At 63.6% G+C, this 20,094-nt stretch carries 20 protein-coding genes; 3 read left to right on the top strand and 17 right to left on the bottom strand.

The window, feature by feature from the left end:
- The first annotated feature begins 29 nt into the window (after positions 1-29).
- A complete protein-coding gene (locus FNU76_RS09225; protein ID WP_144277929.1) occupies positions 30-788 on the top strand; it encodes a substrate-binding periplasmic protein in 759 nt (252 codons plus the stop codon).
- A gap of 8 nt (positions 789-796) precedes the next feature.
- On the opposite strand, the gene FNU76_RS09220 is transcribed toward FNU76_RS09225, so the two are convergent.
- Entirely contained in the window at positions 797-2,890 is a 2,094-nt protein-coding gene (locus FNU76_RS09220) for a hypothetical protein (protein WP_179958406.1), read from the bottom strand.
- A gap of 230 nt (positions 2,891-3,120) precedes the next feature.
- Between FNU76_RS09220 and FNU76_RS09215 the strand changes: the two genes are divergently transcribed.
- The gene (locus FNU76_RS09215) at positions 3,121-3,501 is read left to right on the top strand and encodes a Rid family detoxifying hydrolase (protein WP_144277927.1); all 381 of its coding nucleotides are present in this window, start codon (positions 3,121-3,123) and stop codon (positions 3,499-3,501) included.
- A gap of 105 nt (positions 3,502-3,606) precedes the next feature.
- On the opposite strand, the gene FNU76_RS09210 is transcribed toward FNU76_RS09215, so the two are convergent.
- The 8 genes from FNU76_RS09210 to FNU76_RS09175 form a co-directional block, all read right to left on the bottom strand.
- On the bottom strand, positions 3,607-5,412 hold the full coding sequence (locus FNU76_RS09210) for an aminopeptidase P family protein (protein WP_144277926.1): 1,806 nt from the start codon (positions 5,410-5,412) through the stop codon (positions 3,607-3,609).
- A 157-nt stretch (positions 5,413-5,569) separates the two neighbouring features.
- Positions 5,570-6,712 (bottom strand): branched-chain amino acid ABC transporter substrate-binding protein, encoded by a 1,143-nt coding sequence (locus tag FNU76_RS09205; RefSeq protein ID WP_144277925.1) that lies wholly within the window; start codon positions 6,710-6,712, stop codon positions 5,570-5,572.
- Between the two features lie 116 nt (positions 6,713-6,828).
- Entirely contained in the window at positions 6,829-8,412 is a 1,584-nt protein-coding gene (locus FNU76_RS09200; protein ID WP_144277924.1) for an aldehyde dehydrogenase (NADP(+)), read from the bottom strand.
- On the bottom strand, positions 8,409-9,302 hold the full coding sequence (locus tag FNU76_RS09195; RefSeq protein ID WP_144277923.1) for a dihydrodipicolinate synthase family protein: 894 nt from the start codon (positions 9,300-9,302) through the stop codon (positions 8,409-8,411). Before FNU76_RS09195 ends, FNU76_RS09200 begins: the two co-directional genes overlap by 4 nt.
- On the bottom strand, positions 9,299-10,585 hold the full coding sequence (locus tag FNU76_RS09190) for an NAD(P)/FAD-dependent oxidoreductase (RefSeq protein ID WP_144277922.1): 1,287 nt from the start codon (positions 10,583-10,585) through the stop codon (positions 9,299-9,301). Before FNU76_RS09190 ends, FNU76_RS09195 begins: the two co-directional genes overlap by 4 nt.
- A complete protein-coding gene (locus FNU76_RS09185; RefSeq protein ID WP_144277921.1) occupies positions 10,575-10,877 on the bottom strand; it encodes a (2Fe-2S)-binding protein in 303 nt (100 codons plus the stop codon). The genes FNU76_RS09190 and FNU76_RS09185 overlap by 11 nt, the downstream gene beginning before the upstream one ends.
- Positions 10,874-12,022 (bottom strand): NAD(P)/FAD-dependent oxidoreductase, encoded by a 1,149-nt coding sequence (locus FNU76_RS09180; protein ID WP_144277920.1) that lies wholly within the window; start codon positions 12,020-12,022, stop codon positions 10,874-10,876. The genes FNU76_RS09185 and FNU76_RS09180 overlap by 4 nt, the downstream gene beginning before the upstream one ends.
- Complete coding sequence (locus tag FNU76_RS09175; protein WP_144277919.1) at positions 12,019-12,960, bottom strand: 4-hydroxyproline epimerase; 942 nt, start codon at positions 12,958-12,960, stop codon at positions 12,019-12,021. Before FNU76_RS09175 ends, FNU76_RS09180 begins: the two co-directional genes overlap by 4 nt.
- Before the next feature lie 127 nt (positions 12,961-13,087).
- On the opposite strand from FNU76_RS09175, the gene FNU76_RS09170 reads away from it, so the two are divergent.
- Complete coding sequence (locus FNU76_RS09170) at positions 13,088-13,849, top strand: AraC family transcriptional regulator (protein ID WP_223879274.1); 762 nt, start codon at positions 13,088-13,090, stop codon at positions 13,847-13,849.
- Positions 13,850-13,867: 18 nt separating this feature from the next.
- Here FNU76_RS09170 and FNU76_RS09165 read toward each other — a convergent pair whose 3' ends face one another.
- The 8 genes from FNU76_RS09165 to FNU76_RS09130 all read right to left on the bottom strand — a co-directional run bounded on the left by FNU76_RS09165 (position 13,868) and on the right by FNU76_RS09130 (position 19,856).
- Positions 13,868-14,353: an HIT domain-containing protein gene (locus FNU76_RS09165; RefSeq protein WP_144277918.1), complete on the bottom strand. Its 486-nt coding sequence runs from the start codon at positions 14,351-14,353 to the stop codon at positions 13,868-13,870.
- Entirely contained in the window at positions 14,350-15,609 is a 1,260-nt protein-coding gene (locus FNU76_RS09160; protein WP_144277917.1) for a glycosyltransferase, read from the bottom strand. The genes FNU76_RS09165 and FNU76_RS09160 overlap by 4 nt, the downstream gene beginning before the upstream one ends.
- Positions 15,610-15,707: 98 nt before the next feature.
- A complete protein-coding gene (locus FNU76_RS09155; protein ID WP_144277916.1) occupies positions 15,708-16,226 on the bottom strand; it encodes a DUF4166 domain-containing protein in 519 nt (172 codons plus the stop codon).
- Positions 16,227-16,234: 8 nt separating this feature from the next.
- Complete coding sequence (locus FNU76_RS09150; protein WP_144277915.1) at positions 16,235-17,686, bottom strand: TIGR01777 family oxidoreductase; 1,452 nt, start codon at positions 17,684-17,686, stop codon at positions 16,235-16,237.
- A 77-nt stretch (positions 17,687-17,763) separates the two neighbouring features.
- On the bottom strand, positions 17,764-18,228 hold the full coding sequence (locus FNU76_RS09145; RefSeq protein WP_144277914.1) for a DUF2269 family protein: 465 nt from the start codon (positions 18,226-18,228) through the stop codon (positions 17,764-17,766).
- Positions 18,229-18,335: 107 nt separating this feature from the next.
- Complete coding sequence (locus tag FNU76_RS09140) at positions 18,336-18,728, bottom strand: thiol-disulfide oxidoreductase DCC family protein (RefSeq protein WP_144277913.1); 393 nt, start codon at positions 18,726-18,728, stop codon at positions 18,336-18,338.
- Positions 18,725-19,267 (bottom strand): GbsR/MarR family transcriptional regulator, encoded by a 543-nt coding sequence (locus FNU76_RS09135; protein ID WP_144277912.1) that lies wholly within the window; start codon positions 19,265-19,267, stop codon positions 18,725-18,727. Before FNU76_RS09135 ends, FNU76_RS09140 begins: the two co-directional genes overlap by 4 nt.
- A gap of 220 nt (positions 19,268-19,487) precedes the next feature.
- Positions 19,488-19,856, bottom strand: coding sequence for a cyanovirin (locus tag FNU76_RS09130; protein WP_144277911.1), 369 nt, complete (start codon positions 19,854-19,856; stop codon positions 19,488-19,490).
- Between the last annotated feature and the right edge of the window lie 238 nt (positions 19,857-20,094).

The following is a 20,094-nucleotide window of genomic DNA, read 5'->3' as shown; positions in this document are numbered from 1 at the left end:
CCAATCGGGTATGCGCCAGGGGATGGCCCATGGGGTTAAGGCTGTTTTTCGGCTGGCTGGCCATGGCCGCTGCGCTCTACGCACAGGCGGCCGAACCGGTTCGTCTACGGCTGGTGACCGATGAGTGGCGTCCCTACGAGTATGTCGAGCACGGTCAGGTCAAGGGTTACAGCATAGATAAACTGCGGGCCGTCTTGCGCAATATGGATGTGGAGCTGGTGCTGCCGACCAGCAGTATCCCCTGGAAGCGGCTGCTGGCCGTGCTGGCGGCCGGCGAGGCGGATGTGGCGGTGAATGGGGCCTTGCTGGAAGCGGATCGCAGCTATCTACGCTTTCCCGCCACGCCTTTGACCGATACCCATTGGCGCATGTTCATGCGCCGCGCCGAAGCCGCCAGTTACAAGAGCCGGGCCGATCTGGAAGGCAAGACGGCCGGCCTGGTCCACGGCTGGGCCTATGTGCCGGCCATCAACGACTTTATCCGCGATCATGGCCGCGCGGTGGTTTCCTATGACCAGCACAGCAATTTTCGGCGCCTGCTGGCGGGCCAGGTCGATTATGTGATCGAAGAGCGCCATGTCGGCCAGCATCTGATCAACCGCGCCGGCTGGCAGGACGGCATCGCCATGGCGCCGGCGCCGGGTGAAATGGCGCGTTTCTACGCGCTGTTCTCGCGCAAGACGGTCAGCGCCGAACTGGTGGAACGGTTCGACACGGCCCTCAAGGCATTTCAGGGCAGTGCCGAGGATCTTGCCTTGCGCCAGCGCTACGGGATTGCGCCGCCTTGATGGCGCACTTATTTCCAGAGCACTGCATTGGCATCCCAATTGTCCGATAACACGATTTTTGTTTTACCGTGCCAGGCCCTGATCGCGTCGAAAAATTGCTTACGCTTGTCGCTCTTGCCGGCGAGCGCAAATCCAGGCCCATTGGTATTGAAATCCACGATGTGATTCGCGGTGCCGGCAGGTATATTGACGTCCTTCAATTCCTGGGCGTCGGTGGTGGTGAGGATCTGCGGCTTGGCGACGAGCGGCGTCAGTGAGCCCCAATCCCATCTGACTTTTGCTCCGTCGATATCCTGGACCGTTTGATTGATATTCACGCCGGATTTATATGTCTTCGATGCCGCATCGGCAGCCCATTGAGTAGCCGTGAATTTAATGCTGTTGAAGCGGTACAGGTTGGGGTTGTTATTGAGTTCGGTGACGGTAGCAGCCATCGGATCGTTCTTGTAATCGACGGTGGCATCGAAAGTCATAACCACGCCCTCGTCGATGATGGCTTTCTTCAAATCGGTTTCCACGCCATGTTCCATGTCGGAATTGCTTTGGGCCGGCCCCGGAGTGAGATTCCACAGCTCCCCTGGACCGAACACATTGTCGTTGAGCAGGTGCATCTGTTTGTAATTTTTCCCTTCCTTTCCGGGTGCCGCGGCCCGTATCGCCGTCATCAATCGTCCGTCCTTGGAGGGCGAGAAACCTGGGTTGACTCCGTTGATCGATAAGGGGTCGGCATTGACGTAGATGCCCTCGGTAGGATTGGTATTGCTGCCGTAATTGGTCGAGCCGCTCAGATCGACGGCGGGAATGGGGATGTTACTGACGGTTTCCAGAATATCCTTGGCATCTTCCAATGCCTGTCGCAGGGCCCCGCCGGCGATTTTCGAGCGCTTTTTGCCATAGTTCTTCAACTCGGCGGTGATCGTGGTTTGCGCTGCCTTTAGCTTGACGAGTGTTGCGGCCGAGATCGCGATCTTTTCCCATTTCTTGTTTTTGATAATGGTATCGAGGGGAACAGGGTTGGAATGGACGATCACCTCTCCGCTCCTCGGGTCCAGATAGACCAGATGGTTTTCGCCCTCCTTATCGACGAACGAAAGCGACAAGGCCTCGAAGGCGGAAGTCAAACTTGCGATATCGTCGTCCCAGGCAGATTCCTGCTCCAGCGAGGGTTCGACCGTACCGAGCGGCAGGGGCCAGGAAGGCGTGGTGCTGCTACCGATATCCGTGCCACCGGAGCGATAAGGGCCGAAGCTGGAAGGATCGAAGCTTGATGAGCCGAACGTGAAGGGGCTGGGGGTAGTTGGACCAAAGGGCGAAGCGCCGAAGCTGGAGAAACCGGATACGGTCGGAGTAAAGCCAGGCGAATTAAATCCGCTGCCAAAGCTGGTAAAACCAGGGCTGGTTTGGCCGAAGCCACCGAAGCCACCAAACCCGCCGAATCCACCAAACCCACCAAACCCACCAAATGTACTGGGTTGAGTACTTTCGCTCGTGGTTGCGGATATGCGATTGCGTCGTTCCCAAAGAATCTCTTCGCGCTTCTTCTTACGTAATTCGACGGTTTGTTCGAATCTGCGGCGACGGGCTTCATCGGGATCGATGCCGCGCTTGAACTGCGCCTTGCGATGGGCCCAAGGGTCGGGCTTGCGCTCGTCGCCGAATACCCCCTGGATAGGAGCCGCTGCCGGCGGTGCATTGCTGGCGCTGGCCTCCCCGCTCGGGGCGAGAGGCGCTTCCCTGGCAATGGCAGCCCCCATGCGATCCGCCTCGCTTTCCAGCGTGGTGTCGGTATTCACGGCCCGCCCGGCAATGACCGTGTCGGCTTGTACCTGCCCCATCGCTTGTTGCGCCAGGTGCCAGATTTCATGTCCTCTATCGGCATCGTTGCTGACCAGGGCTTGCGTGCCTTGGGCATAGGAGCGGGCGCCGATGGCCTGCAGTCTGGGATCTCCGGCGGGAACGCGCTGCACGCTGGCGCCCAGCGCATGCAGATCGACCCGGCCGCCGCTCAGGCGTTCGACCGCGGCGTTTTCGCCCACGCTGATACCGTTGTGCACGCTGGCCCGGCGTTGCAGCGGGCTGCTGGTGTAGTGCAGCTCCCCCATGGCTTGCAGGCAGGGCCAGGACCCATGCCTATCCAGTTCGGCGGCCCCGGTCGGCGTGGAGGTGGCATAGGTTCGCCTGGAAGGGGTTTCGACAGCCTGCGCATTGACCGGTAAAGCGCTTGTCATCGCTATTCCTCGTGGCTTGCCTGATAAACTACGGGACGAATAAAACCGGCCGGTTGCTTGCCCTCCCGGTCCATAGCTGCCCAACCCAAGAGAGCCTTTCCACCATGCAAAAGACCATCGTACATTCCGACCAGGCACCCAAGGCTATCGGTGCCTACTCGCAAGCCGTCAAGGCCGGCAACACCGTCTACCTGTCGGGCCAATTGGGCATCGACCCCGCCACCGGCGAGCTGGCCGATGGATTCGAGGCGCAGGCCCATCAGATGTTCAAGAATCTGCGTGCTGTCTGCCAGGCCGCCGGCGGCGATCTGCAGGACATCGTCAAGCTGGGCGTGTTTGTGATCGACCTGGCCAATTTCGCCAAGCTCAATGAAATCATGGGCCAGTATTTCGCCGCGCCTTACCCGGCCCGCGCCGCTATCCAGGCTGCCGCGCTACCGAAGGGTGGGCTGGTCGAGGCCGACGGTGTGATGGTACTGGCGTAGCTGATTGTAGGAAAAAATAGACCACCACGTTGCAACAACGTGGTGGTCTGCCGTCCGCTGTTCAGGCAAGCGTGACGGTATTGCGATGGCGAAAGCCGATGCCGCTTACAGCGGATCGGTATTGCGCATCAGCCAGTCGCGGGCCGCACCATCGACCAGGGGCAGCAAGCGCGTCCTGACTTCGGCGTGATAGCCGTCCAGCCAGGCCCGCTCATCCTTCCGTAGCAGCTCGGTGCTGATGCAGCGTCGATCGATAGGGCAAAGCGTCAGGGTTTCGAAGGCGAGGAAGTCGCCGAAGCCCGCTTGTCCTGCCGCGACGCTCAGCATCAGGTTCTCGGTGCGCACCCCCCACTGGCCGGGGCGGTAGATGCCCGGTTCGTTCGAGGTGATCATCCCGGCCAGCATGGCGGTGTGCGGTTCAGGCGCCGTGTAGGGCGAAATGCTTTGCGGGCCTTCGTGCACATTCAGGAAGTAGCCGACGCCATGGCCGGTACCATGGTTGTAATCGATGCTGGCTGCCCAGATCGGCGCACGGGCCAAGGCGTCGAGCTGGGGGCTGCGGGTACCGAGCGGGAAGCGCGCCAGGGAAAGCTGGATCATGCCTTTCAGCACCAGGGTGAAATCATGTCGCTGCGCGTCCGTCGGCGTGCCGATGGCGATGGTACGGGTGATATCGGTGGTGCCGCCCAGATATTGGCCGCCTGAATCGATCAACAGCAGGCCGTCGCCGACGATGGTGGATTGGCTGACAGGGTTGGCGCTGTAATGGGGCATGGCGCCATTGCCGTTGAAGCCGGCGATGGTGGCGAAGCTGGGGCTGACGAAGCCCGGCCGCCGAGCCCGTGCCCCGGTGATCTGGGTATCGATATCCACTTCGGTGACGCGGGCGCCGTCCAGCAGCGACTGCTCCAGCCAGGAGAAGAATTCGCATAGCGCGGCCCCGTCCTGGCTCATGGTGCGCCGGACATGGGTCATTTCCGCTTCGGACTTGATCGACTTGCTCAGCGTGGTGGGGTTGATCGCCTCGATGCAATGCGCCCCGTTGGCACGATTGCCCAGTAGCCCTTGGGTGACGCGGCGCGGATCGATCAGCAGCTTGGCCTGGGCCGGCAGCGCCTGTACGGCGGGGCCGGCTTGTTTGTAGTCGGCGATGGCGACGCCGTCGGCCGCCAGCTTGGTGGCCAACTCTTCCGAGACCTTGCCGGCGGCGAGATACAGTGTGGCCTTTTCCGGGCCGATCAGGGCGTGGGCGGCGAAGACCGGGTTGTAGCTCACATCGCTGCCACGCAAATTGAACAGCCAGGCAATATCGTCCAGGGTCGAGATAAAGTGCCATTCCGCCCCCAGCCGGCTGATTTCACCACGTAGTTGCGCCAGCTTGGTAGCGCGGGAAACCGTAGCGAAGGGTTGCGGGTGCTCATGGACGGCCACGCCGGGCAGGTCCGGCCGCTGATCCCAGATCAGGTTCAGCAGGTCCAGGTCGGTGCGTAGCACGATATGCCGTTCATTGAGCGCGCCCTTCAGCGAGCGCCCCATGGCCAGGCCCAGCACTTCGCCGTCGATGGCGACCACGCTGCCGGCCGGCAGCTTGTTCGCCAGCCAGTCGATATGGGCCGGGCTACTGGCCACGCCGATCTTCATCAAGCTGATGCCGCTGCCGGCCAATTCGGTTTCGGCTTGTACCCAGTAGCGGCCATCCACCCACAGGCCGGCGAAGTCGGCGCAGACGATCAAGGTACCGACCGAGCCGAGAAAACCGCTGAGCCAACGTCGGCCTTGCCAGCGCTCAGGCAGGTATTCGGATAGGTGCGGATCGGCGGATGGAATGATCACGGCACTCAAGCCTTTGGCCTGCATGGCCTGGCGGAGCGCGGCTAGGCGGAAGTGGACGGCGGATTGCGGGGCGTTCATAAACTGCTTCCTGGTAGAGAATAAAAAAAGCGTGGCCGGTGGTTTGGCCACGCATCGGCAAGCCGACGCGTGCAGGTCGCTGGTCCTCGCGCCGGGTAATTGGCAGCCGCCCCAAACGGATAAAAGGAGGCTGGCCAGGTATTACGCCGAAGAGAAATCAAATACCGCTGACGGTTTCCATCACCGACCATTTGCCCTTGTCGGCGCGGTAGACGGTAATGTCGCCATGCTTGAGATCGCCGCGTGCGTCGTAAGCGATCTCGGCCGAAGTGGCGCCGGAATAGCGAGTCTTGGCCAGGAAGGGCAGGTACCTGGCCGGTTCGGTGGAATTGGCCGCCTGCATGGCCTGCACCATCACCATGGTGGCGTCGTAGGAATACGGCGCATAGAAGTCGGCCGCGCCGAAGCGGGCCTTGACCCGTGCCACGAGGGCGGCGCTGCCTGGGGTCTTTTCCATCGGCAGGCCGGCCAGCGAGGCGATAACGCCGTCGGCGGCGTTGCCGGCCAACTTCAGGTAGTTGTCAGTGCGCGTCATCTCGCCCGAGACCAGTTGGGCCTTCATGCCCAGCCGGCGCATTTGCAGGGTGAGGGGGGCGGATTGGGTATCGGCGCCGCCATAGAAGATCACGTCCGGTTGCTTGGCCCGGATGGAGGTCAGGATGCTGGCGAAATCGGTTGCCTTGTCGTTGGTGTATTCGCGCTGCACGATCACGCCGCCGGCCGCCTTGGCCGCCAGCTCGAACTGGTCCGCCAGTCCTTGGCCGTAGGCGGTGCGGTCGTCGATGATGGCGACCTTCTTCAAACCCAGCTTCTTTACCACGAAGCCACCCATCACGCTGCCCTGCTGGGTGTCGCTGGTCATGGCGCGGAATGTGGTCTTGAAGCCCTGTGCCGTGAAGGCCGGCGCGGTGGCCATGGCGATCTGCGGAATACCGGCATCGGCGTAGATGCGCGAGGCAGGGATGGATGTGCCCGAATTGAAATGGCCGATCACGCCGCTGACCTTCTGGTCCACGAAGCGTTGCGCCACACTCGTGGCAGTCTTGGGGTCCGCCTGGTCGTCCTCGGCCAGCAATTCGAATTTGACCGACTTGCCGGCGATCACCGGCGCCTGCTTGTTGACATCCTCAAGCGCCAGCACGATGCCTGCCTTCATATCGGCGCCGTAGTGGGCTTGCGGGCCGGTGAGGGGCGCGGCGAAACCCAGTTTGACCACCTGCGGGGGGGCCGCGTGGGCGGTGAGGGCCAAGTAGGCGGTGGCGATTACGAGACTGCTGCGGCGAAGTGTGGCGTGTGGCATGTCATCCTCTTTTTTTGTGAACGTGCACTGCTTGAACATCGCAAAACATGAAAGAACGCAAAACAGCTTCCAGGACCCGCCGACGCGAGTCGGCGGGGCATCTTTCATTCGGTCCGTTAACGCTGTCTCTCGCCATCGACCAGGCGCCATAGGCCCAAGGGGTTGGCTTGCTGCAAAGCCGGCGGCAGCAGGCTGTCCGGCCAATTCTGGTAGCAGACCGGCCGGGCGAACCGCAGCATGGCGGCGCTGCCGACCGAGGTGCTGCGGCTGTCGGACGCGGCCGGGTACGGACCGCCATGCACCATGGCATGGCAGACTTCGACGCCGGTGGGGTAGCCACCGAACAGCACGCGGCCGGCCTTGGCGGCCAGGCGTTGCGGCAGATCGGGGCAGTCGGCCAGCTCGGTGCTTTCCGCGTGCAGGGTGGCGGTCAACTGACCTTCCAAGCCATCCAGGACCGTCAGCAATTGCGCGGTATCGGCGCAACGCACCAGCAGCGCAGCCGGGCCGAAGGCTTCGTGGGCCAGGCCGGGCTGGCGCAACAGGGCGTCGGCATCGGTTTCCAGCAGGGCGGGACCGATGCGGTAGCCGCTGGCACTGGCGGCTTGCAAATACGTGACGCCAGGCTGCTCGGCCATGCTGGCAACCCGGTCACGGAATTGGCTGGAAATACCGGCAGTCAGCATGGGGGCCGCCGGTACCTGGGCCAGTTGGCTGGATAGGCGGTTGCGTAGCCGGTCATAGCCTTCGCCGTCCACCGCCAGGATCAAGCCGGGGCAAGTGCAGAACTGGCCGTTGCCCTGCGTGATCGAGGCTGCCAGGCCGTCAGCGATTTGCTCGGCCCGTTGCGCCAGCGCCTGCGGCAGCACGATAAAGGGATTGCTACTACCCATTTCGGCGAAGACCGGAATGGGTTCCGGACGTGCGGCGGCGGCATCCATCAAGGCGCGGCCGGCCCGCTGCGAGCCGGTAAAGCCCACTGCGCGGATGCCGGGGTGGCGTACCAGGGCTTGGCCGACGCCGATACCGTCATCGAACAGCAGCGAAAAGACGCCTTCCGGCAGATCGAGCGCGTGTACCGCGTCGCGGATGGCGCTACCCACCAGTTCGCTGGTGGCGGGATGCGCCGGGTGGGCCTTGACGACCACCGGGCAGCCGGCCGCCAGGGCCGAGGCGGTATCGCCGCCGGCCACCGAAAATGCCAGCGGGAAATTGCTGGCGCCGAACACTGCAACCGGGCCGATGGCTTGCAGCATGCTGCGTAGATCCGGGCGAGGCAGTGGCTGACGCAGGGCTTGCGGGGTGTCGATACGGACATCCAGCCATTGCCCATCCCGAGCCTGTGTCGCGAACATGCGCAACTGGCCGGTGGTGCGGGCCAGTTCGCCCCGCACCCGGGCTTCCGGCAGGCCGGTTTCCAGCGGGACGATGGCGACAAGTTGCTCGGCCAGCGCATCCAGGCGTTCGGCGATGGCGGCCAGCAAGGCGCCATGCAGCTGGCCGCCGAGGGCGGCGTAGGCGGGCGCCGCCGCCACGCTCAGGGCGACCGCCCGTTCGACATCCGCTGCGCCGGCGCGGTAAAAGCGCTGCGGCAAGACTTCGCCATTGGCCGGATTGCGGGTGTGGAAGCCATGCGCCTGGCTTTCGCCCAGACCCCGGCCCAGCATGGACAAGCCCTGCAGGATAGGCGCGGTATTCATACTTGTGGACGCTGCGCGAGCGCTTGTTCGATCAAGGCCTGTGCCTCGGCCAGTTCCGCGCCGGCCAGTTCCAGGCGTGGCGGGCGAACACGGCGATGGCAGATGCCCAGTTGTTCCTGCACCAGTTTGATCAATTGCACGAACTTGGGCACGGTATCCAGGCGCAGCAAAGGCAGGAACCAGGCGTAAAGCTTGGCGGCTTCGTCCCACTTGCCGTCGCGGGCCAGTTCGAACAAGCGTACCGACTCTTTCGGCAAGGCATCGACCAGGCCGGCGATCCAGAACTCCGCCCCGGCGGCCACGCCTTCCACCAGGACATCATCGACGCCCACGCCCAGGGTCAGCCTGTCGCCGGCGAGGGCCTTGATGGCGGTGATGCGGCGTACATCGGTGGACGATTCCTTGACGGCCTTGACGTTCTGGAACTCGTTGGCCAGCTCCATGATCTGCGCCGGGCTGAAGTCGGTACGGTAGGCAACCGGATTGTTGTAGACGATGCAGGGCAGCGAAGTGGCCTGGATCACCGCCGCGACGTGGGCCTTCATTTCGCGCCAGTCGCTGGAGTACACATAGGGCGGCAAGACCATCAGGGCACGGGCGCCGTGGGTGACGGCAGCCTTGGCCAGCTCGACCGCCTCATGGGTGGAGAGCGCGGCGATCCCCGGGATGACCGGCACATCGACGGCACGGGCGCAGGTCTCGATCAGGGCCAGCTTCTCGTCGAAAGTCAGGGTAGCGCCTTCACCCAGCGAGCCGCAGGGCACGATGCCGGTACAACCATTGCTCACCAGCCATTGCACATGGGTGGCGAGGGCGCCGTGATCGATGCTGAGATCGGCATTGAACGGTGTGGTGATGGCGGGCATCACGCCCTTGAAGGTCACGGTCATATCAGGTCTGCCTCGGTTTGGTTGGTGTGTGGGTAGGTATGTAGCAGGGTGGCCAGGCGGGCCGGCGAGATCGGCGGCCGGCCCGCGGCCGTTTGCCAGCCATAGAGGGTCTGGCAGGCGGCGCCGCAGATGCGGCCTTGGCAGGGACCCATGCCGCAGCGGGTTTGCAGTTTGGCTTCACGCCAGTTATCAAAGGCCGACAGACGGGCATGGCTGACGTCTTCGCAGCGGCAGACCAGGGTGTCGGGGCGAACCGCCTGCGCAATCTCCGGGCGCAGCGCGAAATGGGTTGCCAGTAGTTCGGCGAAACGCAGATGGCTTGCGCGGCGCGGCGACAAAGCCAGCGCATGGGCGAGCGCGCCGCTGGCGGCCAGGCCGGCGATGCGGCCTTCCAGCACGGCTTTGTCCACGCCGCCCACGCCGGTGGATTCGCCGGCGGTGTAGACCATGGGGTTGCTGGTCTGCTGCGCGGCATCGACGCACGCATGGCCGTCCTCCAGGCGGCATCCCAGGGCCGCCAGCAGTTCGGTATTCGGCAGCAGGCCAAAGCCGACACCCAGCCAGTCGCAGGCTATGTGGCGGACCTCGCCGGCCAGCTTCAGCCGCACGCCTTCCAGCCTGTCCTTGCCCTGGGCCTCGATCACATGGCTGCCGGCCCAATAGGGGATAGAGCGCAATTGCCAAGCCAGACCGGCCGCCTGGCGCAGTTTGGCCGGGTAGGCACGCAGTCCCCAGGCGAAGCGGGCCAGTTGGCGTAGGTCGGCTTGCTCCGCGATCAGCAGCACCTGGGCGCCGGCCTGTTGCAAGGTCTGGGCGGTGGCCAGCAGCAAAGGGCCGCTGCCGGCCAGCACGACCCGCTGGCCGACCGGGTTCAGGCCGGATTTGACCAAGGCTTGCAAGCCGCCGGCACCGGTGACGCCGGGCAGGGTCCAGCCGGGGAAGGGCAGCAGGCGCTCGCGCGCACCGGTGCAGACGATCAGCTTGTCGTAACGCAGGCTGCTGGCCTGGCGTGCGCTTTCGAGCAGTAGCAGGCCAGGCTCGGGCGTGGCCACCACCCTGCTGCCGCTGATCAGACGCACGCGGCTGGCGGCCAGGCTGCGCAGGCTGGCGCGCGCCGCACCGCGCAAGGGCGCGCCGCCCTGTCGCCAGATCTGTCCGCCCGGGGCAGGATTGTCGTCGATCAGGCTGACGTGCTTGCCCTGCTCGGCTGCCGCGATGGCGGCGGCCATGCCGGCCGGGCCCGCGCCGACAATGGCGATATCGGTGTGGTAGTCAGCTTTCATGGCGCACCGTCATACCGTCGCGGGCCAGGATCTGGCAGGCGCGTTGATGAGGCCGTCCATCCACCGTGACGCGGCATTCATAGCACACACCCATACCGCACAGCGGGGCGCGCAGCTGGCCCTCGACCGAGCGGCGGCAACCGTGCTGTGCCAGGACGGCGGCCAAGCTGCTGCCGGCCCGGACATGGCAGGAACCGCCGTTGACGATCAGGCGCAGGGAGGGGCTGTCGGCGGACGGCGCCTGCTCGCGACGGCGTAGCACGGTACGCTTGCAACGTTGCCAAAGGGTCATGGTGTCAGCTCCGCCAGTTCGGCTTGCACGGCCGTGGGAAAGCCAAAACGGGCCGGGTCGTAAGGGCGCGGGTCGAGGGTGGGCGCGCAGTCGCAGAGCAGATCGGCCAGCAACTCGGCGCTGGACAAGGCGGTGGTGATGCCCAAGCCTTCATGGCCGGTGGCCAGCCACAGCCGTTGCTTGCCGGGAACCGGGCCGAGCAGGGGCAATTTGTCCGGGGTGGCCGGCCGAAAGCCGCTCCAGGCCCGAATCGCTTGCAGTTCAGCCAGGCCGGGCAGGTAGTCGAAGGCGCGGCTCAGCATCCGCCGCAGCAGCGGCCAATCGATTTCGCTGTCCTGGTCCTGGTATTGACGGGAGGAGCCCAGCAACAATTGACCGGTCGCGCGCGGTTGCAGATTGAAGGCGACCGAATCGGCGTCGCTGGCGTGCGCGGAGCGGATATAGCCCAACTCGACCAGTTGATGACTGATGGTGGCGGGATAACGCTCGGTAATCAGCAACTGGCCCTTGCGCGGCTTGAGCGGCAGGCCGGGCAGTAGCCTGGTCGATTGATTGCCGGCCGCGACCACGATACGTGGGGCCGAAAACTCCCGGCCATCCACCAGACGCAGCCAGCCTTCGTCGCTGAGCTGGCTGACGGCACAGCCGCGTACCAGCTGTGCGCCCAGCCGGCACGCCTCGGACAGCAGGTAGGCGCTGGCGGCCGGCGGATAGATGACGGCTTCGCCCGGGACCTGCAGGCCGCCGGCCAGATCCTTGGCAAGGGCGGGCTCCTGCTGCTGCAGTTGGCGGGCATTCAGCAGATTGCCGGTGAGGCCGTACTGGCGGTAGCACGCCTGCTTACGTTCGGCCTCGGCCAATTCCTCCTCGTCGCGTGCCAGCCAGAGCGTGCCGCAATTGCGATATTCCGCCGCCGGCGGCAACTCGTCGCGGCGGGCCTGCCAGCGTTGCAGGCCGTCGCGGCTTAGTGCCAGCTCGGCCGGATTGTCGTCCAGCACCACCAGGTGGCCCATGCCGGCCGAGGTGGTGCCGGCGGCGGGAATGCCCGCCTCCAGCACCAGGACCCGCAAGCCGCGCCGGGCACAGCTTTCCGCCAAGGCGCTGCCGATAATGCCGGCGCCGATGATCAGCAGGTCGAAAGTCACCCGCGGATGCCCCAGGCGAAGGGATCGGCCGGATCGATCAACAGGGTGGCTTCGGCGTTGACATAGGCGTGTCCGGCGATGGTCGGATAGAGCAGGCCATCCTGCAGCTGGTAGGATGCTTCAAACAGGCTGCCGATCACGCTTTCCTGGCGCCAGGGCTGGCCGGCCGGCAACTTGCCGTCCGCCGCCAGGCAAGCCAGCTTGGCGCTGGTGCCGGTACCGCAGGGCGAGCGGTCATAAGCCAGGCCCGGACAGAGCACGAAATTGCGCGAATCGCCCAAATCGCTGGGGCCGAACAATTCGATATGGTCGATCTCGGCGCCATCGGCGCCCCGTACGCCTTGCTGTATCAAGGCTTGTCGGATGCGTACGCTGCAGTCGGTCAGTTTGGCGATATTGTCGGCGGCGATGCGCTGGCCATGTCCGCTGACCAGGAAGAACCAGTTGCCGCCCCAGGCGATATCGCCGCTGAGGCAGCCGTAGCCGGGCACATCCACCAGCACATTGGCCGCCAGGCGGTAGCTCGGGACATTGCGCACGCTGACCCGGTTGCCCGCCTCCAGCGTGGCTTCTACCACGCCGACCGGGGTTTCGATACGATGGCTGCCCAGGCCGATGCGACCCAGGTGCGCCAGGGTGACGATCAGCCCGATGGTGCCGTGGCCGCACATGCCGATCGTGCCGATATTATTGAAGAAGATCACCCCGGCGGCGCAGCTGGGGTCCTGGGGTTCGCAGAGCAAGGCGCCCACTACCGGGTCGGCGCCGCGCGGTTCATTGACCACGGCGGAACGGAAATGATCGAAGTCGCTGGTGAAGCGTTCACGCCGTTCCGCCAGGGAGCCCTGGCCCAGCGGCGGACCGCCGGCAATCACCACGCGGGTCGGTTCGCCACCGGTATGGGAGTCGACGATCTGGATACGCTGCAGCTGGGTCATGGGCATCTTCCGGCGGGCTTGCGGCCCGGTTCACAATACCGCCATGCTAAGGGCGAAGGCCGTGGACGATCTTGTGCGATCCGCGCATGAATGGGCTGTTTTTGGCCAAATTGGGTAAGGAGGGTGTGTGGAAGCAAGTACGAAAGCTTGGCGCGATCAGTTTGTCGGCAGTTTGGCGCAGCCGCTGTTCGTCGAAGTGCTGTTCGACCAGATGCCCGATATGGTTTTTTCGGTAAAGGATCGCGATGGGCGCTACGTCTGCATGAGCGAGGCCTGCGCGGACCGCTGCGGCCTGGGCAACAAGCGCGAAGCCATCGGCCGCACTGCCCATGAGCTATGGCCGCCGCATATGGCCGAGCGTTATACCGAGCAGGACGAGCACTTGTTCCGCACCGGCCAGCCGGTCGTGGACAACCTCGATCTGACCCTGTTCAACAATCGCGAACCCGGCTGGTGCCTGAGCAATAAGACGCCCTTATTCAACCGCGAGGGCAAGATCATCGGCCTGGCCTGCCTGTCCCGCGATCTGATCGAGCCCAGCCGTGCGGGCATCGTCGATACCCGCATGGCGGAAGCGGTGGACCGGCTACAGGCGGCCTATGCCGAACCGCTGCACCTGGAGGCGCTGGCGGAGCAGGCGGGGGTATCGCTGGCGCAGTTCGAGCGGCGCATGAAAAAGATTTTCCAGCTGTCGGCCGGCCAGTTCCTGACCAAGACCCGTATCGACGCCGCTGCCCGGCAACTGGCCGGGACCGAGCTGGCCATCTCCGATATTGCGCTGGCGTGTGGTTTCTGCGACCAAAGTGCGCTGTCGCGGCAGTTCCGCCAATTGACCGGCATGACACCGCGCGAATATCGGCTGTGGGCGCGGGAACCGGGGCCGCGTTGAGCCGCCCGGGCGGGCCGTCTAGTCCTTGCGGGGAGCCGGGGCGGGATCCGGCGCGGCCATGATCAGGTGGAAATGCAGATAGCGCACATCCTGCAGTCCCGGCCCATTGGTATAGAAGCGGTAGTGGCGGAAGCCCTTTTCCTGCGCCAGCTTGCGGCTCATGGCCAGGCAATCCAGCACATATGGCTGGTCATCGATGGCGATATCGCCGATATCCTTGATGTCTTTCTTGGGAAAGATCACATAGTGCGATTGCGCCCAGGGGGCCGGATGGCGGATTGCCAGGCAGCGCTCCGTTTCCATCACCACCAAGGGCAGGGCGGCGCCGGCGCGCAATACGCCGGCCGAAGCCAGCAGGCCGGCCAGTTCATTGGGGCGGTAGCAGCCATTGCAGGGTTTGACCGCCATGAAGGAACGCGTCTGCACATCCTTGAATAGATAGCCGCCCAGCAGCATGCCAAGGGCGAGGACCAGCAGGTAGGAAGCGATTTGGATCGGTTTCATGCGGGGATCGCACCGTGCAGGCTTTCGATTTGATCGGCGATCCGTTCGGCCGCTTCACCGGGACGACCCATGGCATGGGCCAATTGTGCGCACGCCTCGGCCTTGCCTGCCAGCGGTAGCAGGGCCTTGGCCCAACGGGTGGCTGCCGCATCGGGCGAGACCGTGCTTGCTACGCCCAGTTTGACGAGCCTGGCGGCATTGTCGAACTGATCGTGGGCGAAGGGGGTAATCATCTGCGGCACACCGGCAGCCAGCGCCTGGGCCAAGGTACCAATGCCGCCGTGATGCACGATGGCGGCCAGGTGCGGCAGCAGCAGATCGAACGGCACATAGCCGACATGATGGGCAAAGGCCGGCAAGCGCGGCGGCATTTGCTCGTTGAATGGGCTGATCAGTACGGCGCGGCGACCCAGGGCGTCGCAGGCGGCCAGGGCGCGTTCAAAAAAGCCGCGGCCGTGCGCCATGGCCGAGCCCGGAGTAAAGGCGATCGGTGGCGGACCCGCTTGCAGAAATCGCATCAGCATGGGGTCGAGCACGCTGCCGGCCGGGGCGGACCAGCGCGGGAAACCCGTGGTGACGGCGCCGGCCGGCCAGTCCGGCTGCGGCGGGGCGAACCAATCCGGAAAAGCGCAGATCACCTTGTCCGGCGAGTTCATCCATTGGCTTAACACCCGGCGGGTAGGCGGCAAAGCCAGGCGGGCACGGAAGGCATTCAGGGTAGGCAAGACCATGGGGTCGAGCACGCCGCGTTCAAGCGCGGCATATAGCGGCCGTAGCAGCCAAGGCGGCAAAGTGGACAGCCACGTGGCCCCGGCCAGTTTCGGCGGTGCGGTGGCGGAAAGCAGGCAGCTGGGAGAAAGATGCACGGTGGCGTGCGGCAGGCCCAGTTTTTCCTGGGCGATACGGGCGTGCCAGGCAAGGGTGCTGCCGACCAGCACGGTCCGGCCGGGACGGACCTGCCGCTCGATGGCCCGGTAGCCTTCTTTCATATGGCGCTGGAATGCCTGCCACACCACATTGAAGCCATGCCTTGCCTGCCAGAGGCGTGGGTCGGCCACGGTGCGCTGATAATCCTCCAAGGTACCGACCGGGACGAAACCCAGTCCGGCACGGACGATGCGGTCCTGGAAGTAGGGTGAGGTCAGCAGTTCGACGGTGTGGCCGCGCCGCTGCAACACTTCACCGATGGCGATAAAGGGATGGACATCGCCGGCGCTGCCGACGCAATTGATCAGGATATGCAAGGGCTGAGGCATGGGGAACGGCGGATTTGCCGCATTGAGTGGATGGGATCAGCCGCAGCCGGCTGGCGATGGCAAGTAGGCAAACTGCGCCCGATTTTACTCCTTCGCGTTTACCCTGGCAGCAGGGAGCCGAAATAGCGAAGCAGTGGCGAGTTTCCAACCCCGATGGCGACATCGAAATGGAAGCGCCCGTTCTCCTGCCATTCCCGCGCGCCGACTTGTAGTGCCAGGACGGCCGGCAAAGGGATACCGCAAAAACGGGTGCGAACACTCCGTTGCCGCAATTCGCCATTGTCGACCCGGCTCTCCAATAGCAGGGTGAAGGGACCAAAGCGTTCGCACAAGCCGTCGCGGGTCAAATATTGGCGCGATGCCATCAGCCGGCCGGCAAAGTTGCGTTGCCAATGCTCGACGGCTCCGTTCTCCCTTACCTCCACCCGCAAGCTACGATCCTGACCCTCGTGGGGTAGTCGCCCCAAACCCAGCAAGATGCGCAGCATTGCCTGCCGGGGCCAGCTAACATCGACGCAGCCTTGCCAGGGGACGCACGGCTCGCGGTGGAATTGGCGCAGAAGTGGGGATAGTCGCTCGAAATCGTCGCCAAGTGCCGTTTGGTACAGCGATGTCATGATCAGCCTCAAATCAGGTCGAGGAGTGCGCTGCGCAGGGTGGGGTGGCGGTAGTTGAAACCAGCCGCCAGCAACCGTTTTGGCCGCACCTGCTGGCCATCGAAGAACAGTTGCGCCATCTCGCCTAGCAGCAGGCGCACTGGCGCCGCCGGCACGGGCATCCAGTTGGGGCGGTGCAGCAGTCGTGCCGCCATCCGGGCGAATTCGGCCTGGCTGACGGATTCCGGCGCGACGGCGTTGTAGACGCCTTGCATTTGGCCATTGCCCAGCCCGGCAGCGACCAGGGCCAGGACATCATCCAGATGTATCCAGCTCATCATCTGCAGACCGTTTCCCATGCGCCCGCCCAGGCCCAGGCGGAAAGGCCGCAGCAAGGACGGCAAGGCGCCACCATGACCGAATACCAGGCCCAATCGCAGCGTGACCAGGCGTAGCCCGTGGCCGGTTGCAGCTTGCGCGCAATCTTCCCAGCGGCGGCACAGCTCGCTCATAAACCCTTCGCCCGGGCTGCTGTCTTCGTCCAGGGCTTCGGCGGGAGGCCGCACGCCATAAAAACCGATGGCGGAAGCCTGTATCCAAACGGACGGCTTATGCTCGGCCCGCTTTAGCCAGGCCAACAGTCCCTCGGTGCAGCCCAGGCGGCTGGCCAGCAGTTTTGCCTTGCGTGCCGGGCTCCAGCGTGGTCCGACGACCGGCGCGCCGGCCAGGTTGATGATGGCATCGAAGCGCTCGCCGGCATGCAGTTGTTCCAAGGTGTTTACACAGCCAACCCGGGCTTGGAACTGATAGGCGGCCTTAAGTGGATCGCGTGCCAGCAGCGTTACGGCATGACCGGCAGCCAGCAATTGGCCGAGCAGGGCTTCGCCGATAAAACCGGTACCACCGGTTACCAGGATGCGTTGATGCGGTAGCGCGGCGAAAGGGTTGGCCGCACCGCCGAGTTGTTCGCGCAGCCGCCCCAATTGGTAGGCGGCCCAGCCGTCACGCAGGCCCGATGCCGCCACGCCGGCAGCCATCAGGCTCAACACCGCCGTTTTCCAGCCATGCGGTGCTACTTGCAGGGTGGAAGTCAGTGCGAACCAGTCGACCAATTGCCAGGCGTACAAGCCGAACAATGCGCCGCCATTGATGGCAAGCACGGTATGCAGCACCCGTTCGGTTGCCGGTAATTTGCGGCTGGCATCCTCCTGCACAAAGTCCCACAGGGTAAGGCCGATTTCCACCAATACCAGCGCGGCGATGGCAAGGGTCCAGTAACCATGGAATTCAAACCAGGCCATGCCGGCGAATACCAAGCCGTACAGCATGGCGCGAACGGCATGGATGGACAACTCCGTGCGGGCGCCGATGCGGCGGGGCAAACCCTCGGTGAGTTCATGATGGTAAAGCGTGTCGAAGGCGCCCATAAGGCCCTGCAACAGCAGAAGATTCAATACCCAATCCAGCGGCGTGGTCAGCATGATTGCGATCTCAAAAAACGTGTGGAGTCACGGCCGCCGCCTGCGGCAGCGGCTTTTAAATATCTACTTGGGCGGTACTACATGGGCTTATGGACCATGAGCCAATAGACCACCAGCAGGGCGCCGAAGGCCGGGAAACCCAAGGCGGTCCAGCACCGTTCATAGAACCAATAGCGTGGCGGCAGGGCGGTATCATCCCGTGCGGCTTGCGCCGCCATATCGCGCATGCGCAATTGCAGCCATACCACCGGCAACCAGCAGATGCCGGCCAGGGCGTAGAGCGCCAGCGAGGTTACGATCCAGTAGGCATCGAGCGGGAACCCGGCCAGGCGGATCAGGGCATAGCCGCTCAGCGGTTGGACGATCACCGCCGGGGTGGTGAACCACCAATCGGCCCTGACCACCCAGCGGCTGACCACCGCGATGGCTTGCACATTACCGCTGCGATTGGCCACAAACATATAGAAGGCCGTGCCAAAGCCGGTACCGAATAGAAAGGTGGCCGAGAGGATGTGCAGCCATTTGAGCGCGAGATAGTCCATGATTTGCTCCTGTTATCCAGTTACAACCAATGGAGTTGGGAAAGAGTGGGCATGATTTTCCATTCGGTTGTTTCTGAATTTACAGAAATAATAAGTTAAAAAAACGATCAGCGGACGCGCGCGGCACAGACGCCATCTTTACAGCCATAGCCCAAAAGCTGGCTTGCGCGGTAACGGTTGCGGGCGAACCAGCGGTAAAGCGTGCGCATCAGTGGCCGGGACAAGCCGAAGCGCAGCGGCCAGGTCAACCAGGCCAAGCCCACCGCGGCATAGGCGGCGGCGACGGCATCGATGCCGACCAGCATCCGGCCATCGGCCCGTAAGCCGTGCAGCTCGGCATCCATGGCGGCCAGGGTCGTACCGTAGGCCGCGGCATCGAAACCTTCACCGCGCATATCGATGTAACCGAGCCGGCCGTGGCGGTCGCGCTGGGCCAGGCGACGCATCTCGGCGGCGCAGAGTGGGCAGCGGCTATCGAAGAATAGGGTCAGGTCGGTCATATGTCTTCCTTGTCGTCAGTACCGAGAAAGCGTGCGATCTTGCCGCCCGTCTTCAAGAAGCGCTGCAGGGTTGCGGGTGGCAGGTGTTTGAAATCGTCATAGGCACGCATCAGGATTTCCAGGAAGGCCAGCACTTCATCCATGCGCTCACGGGTGGCCGCTTCCAACTCGCGATCCTGGGCGGCTTCCAATGCGCATTCGCGCAGCACGGTCAGGGTCGGATCCAGTTCGCGTTTCTTGCGCTCTTCCATGATGATGCGGAAGATTTCCCAGGCATCCTGATGGGCCAGGAAGTGGTCGCGGCGGTCACCCAGCATATGATGGACGCGGATCAGGCCCCAGCTTTGCAACTCCTTGAGGCTGGTGCTGACATTGGAGCGGGCCAGGTTGAGGGTGTCGCAGATTTCCTCGGCATGCAGGGGACGGTTGCTGAGAAACAGCAGGGCATGGATCTGCGCCACGGTACGATTCACGCCCCAGCGGGTACCCATCTCGCCCCAGTGGAGGATGTATTTTTGAGTGGTTGGCGTGAGGTTCATGTCGGCGCATTCGATAATTTCTGTAATTACAGAAATTAAATACGAAACGAGCGAATGCGTCAAGTTCCTGCGGGGCCACACGTCTGGCCGGATGGTGGTTTTGCGCGAAAAAAATGCCCCGGAGGGGCATGTGGCACGAGAGAGGCCGCCTGGGTCCAGGCACCGCTCCCGCGCAATGGGCGTCCTGCCCGGCGCTGAAGTCCCGGCAGGCTTGCCCTGATCAGGCGTTCTGGATCATCAGCTCGCCATTGATATTGGCGATATCACCGCTGCCTTGGACGTAGCGGGTGATGTCCAGCGTGGCCCATTGCCAGCTGCCGTCACGCTTTTGGCAATAAGCGGAGAGCACCACCGAAGCATTTTCGGTGGTTTGCCGGTAGCTGCCATTGGGTACGAAACCCGTGGTAGGGGCAGGATCGTTCTCTGGCTGCAAAGAACCATCCAGATTTTGCAGGCCGCCGGAAAGGTTGGTGATATTGGCGCCAGCCGCGATCCACGACTGATCGCGACGTTGCGATTTCCCGTACAGATTGACATTGATCTGCGAGGCGGTTTTTTGATAGCTACCTGCTGGAACAAATCGAGACATTTTAATTCCCCAAAATGAATAATCAGTACCGCATTTTTATTGCAATTTAATTACCAGCGGCACAAATGGTAAAAAACCGAATAAAGCCGGATCAAAAGGCAAAATAATTATCAATTACAATAGACTATGGAAATCCTGCCGAAAGCTACCCGATCTGGTAGGGATATCTTAGTGAAGCGCCGCGTTTAATCGCCCGAGGAACGCTTCGGCGCAATGCATTGCCGGTTGGGCGCTGTGG

The sequence above is a fragment of the Chitinimonas arctica genome (assembly GCF_007431345.1).
GTDB lineage: Bacteria > Pseudomonadota > Gammaproteobacteria > Burkholderiales > Chitinimonadaceae > Chitinimonas > Chitinimonas arctica.
Note: the sequence above shows the minus strand (reverse complement) of the source record. Positions and strands in the feature narration are given on the sequence as shown.

Bases quoted from the DNA above. Each gene is read 5' to 3' on its own strand.
- FNU76_RS09205 (WP_144277925.1), bottom strand. From the start codon at position 6,712: ATGCCACACGCCACACTTCGCCGCAGCAGTCTCGTAATCGCCACCGCC.
- FNU76_RS09130 (WP_144277911.1), bottom strand. From the start codon at position 19,856: ATGTCTCGATTTGTTCCAGCAGGTAGCTATCAAAAAACCGCCTCGCAG.
- FNU76_RS09195 (WP_144277923.1), bottom strand. From the start codon at position 9,302: ATGACCGTGACCTTCAAGGGCGTGATGCCCGCCATCACCACACCGTTC.
- FNU76_RS09220 (WP_179958406.1), bottom strand. From the start codon at position 2,890: ATGGGGGAGCTGCACTACACCAGCAGCCCGCTGCAACGCCGGGCCAGC.
- FNU76_RS09215 (WP_144277927.1), top strand. From the start codon at position 3,121: ATGCAAAAGACCATCGTACATTCCGACCAGGCACCCAAGGCTATCGGT.
- FNU76_RS09135 (WP_144277912.1), bottom strand. From the start codon at position 19,267: ATGAACCTCACGCCAACCACTCAAAAATACATCCTCCACTGGGGCGAG.
- FNU76_RS09140 (WP_144277913.1), bottom strand. From the start codon at position 18,728: ATGACCGACCTGACCCTATTCTTCGATAGCCGCTGCCCACTCTGCGCC.
- FNU76_RS09155 (WP_144277916.1), bottom strand. From the start codon at position 16,226: ATGACATCGCTGTACCAAACGGCACTTGGCGACGATTTCGAGCGACTA.
- FNU76_RS09210 (WP_144277926.1), bottom strand. From the start codon at position 5,412: ATGAACGCCCCGCAATCCGCCGTCCACTTCCGCCTAGCCGCGCTCCGC.
- FNU76_RS09165 (WP_144277918.1), bottom strand. From the start codon at position 14,353: ATGAAACCGATCCAAATCGCTTCCTACCTGCTGGTCCTCGCCCTTGGC.
- FNU76_RS09160 (WP_144277917.1), bottom strand. From the start codon at position 15,609: ATGCCTCAGCCCTTGCATATCCTGATCAATTGCGTCGGCAGCGCCGGC.
- FNU76_RS09175 (WP_144277919.1), bottom strand. From the start codon at position 12,960: ATGACCCAGCTGCAGCGTATCCAGATCGTCGACTCCCATACCGGTGGC.
- FNU76_RS09225 (WP_144277929.1), top strand. From the start codon at position 30: ATGGGGTTAAGGCTGTTTTTCGGCTGGCTGGCCATGGCCGCTGCGCTC.
- FNU76_RS09150 (WP_144277915.1), bottom strand. From the start codon at position 17,686: ATGCTGACCACGCCGCTGGATTGGGTATTGAATCTTCTGCTGTTGCAG.
- FNU76_RS09190 (WP_144277922.1), bottom strand. From the start codon at position 10,585: ATGAAAGCTGACTACCACACCGATATCGCCATTGTCGGCGCGGGCCCG.
- FNU76_RS09185 (WP_144277921.1), bottom strand. From the start codon at position 10,877: ATGACCCTTTGGCAACGTTGCAAGCGTACCGTGCTACGCCGTCGCGAG.
- FNU76_RS09200 (WP_144277924.1), bottom strand. From the start codon at position 8,412: ATGAATACCGCGCCTATCCTGCAGGGCTTGTCCATGCTGGGCCGGGGT.
- FNU76_RS09145 (WP_144277914.1), bottom strand. From the start codon at position 18,228: ATGGACTATCTCGCGCTCAAATGGCTGCACATCCTCTCGGCCACCTTT.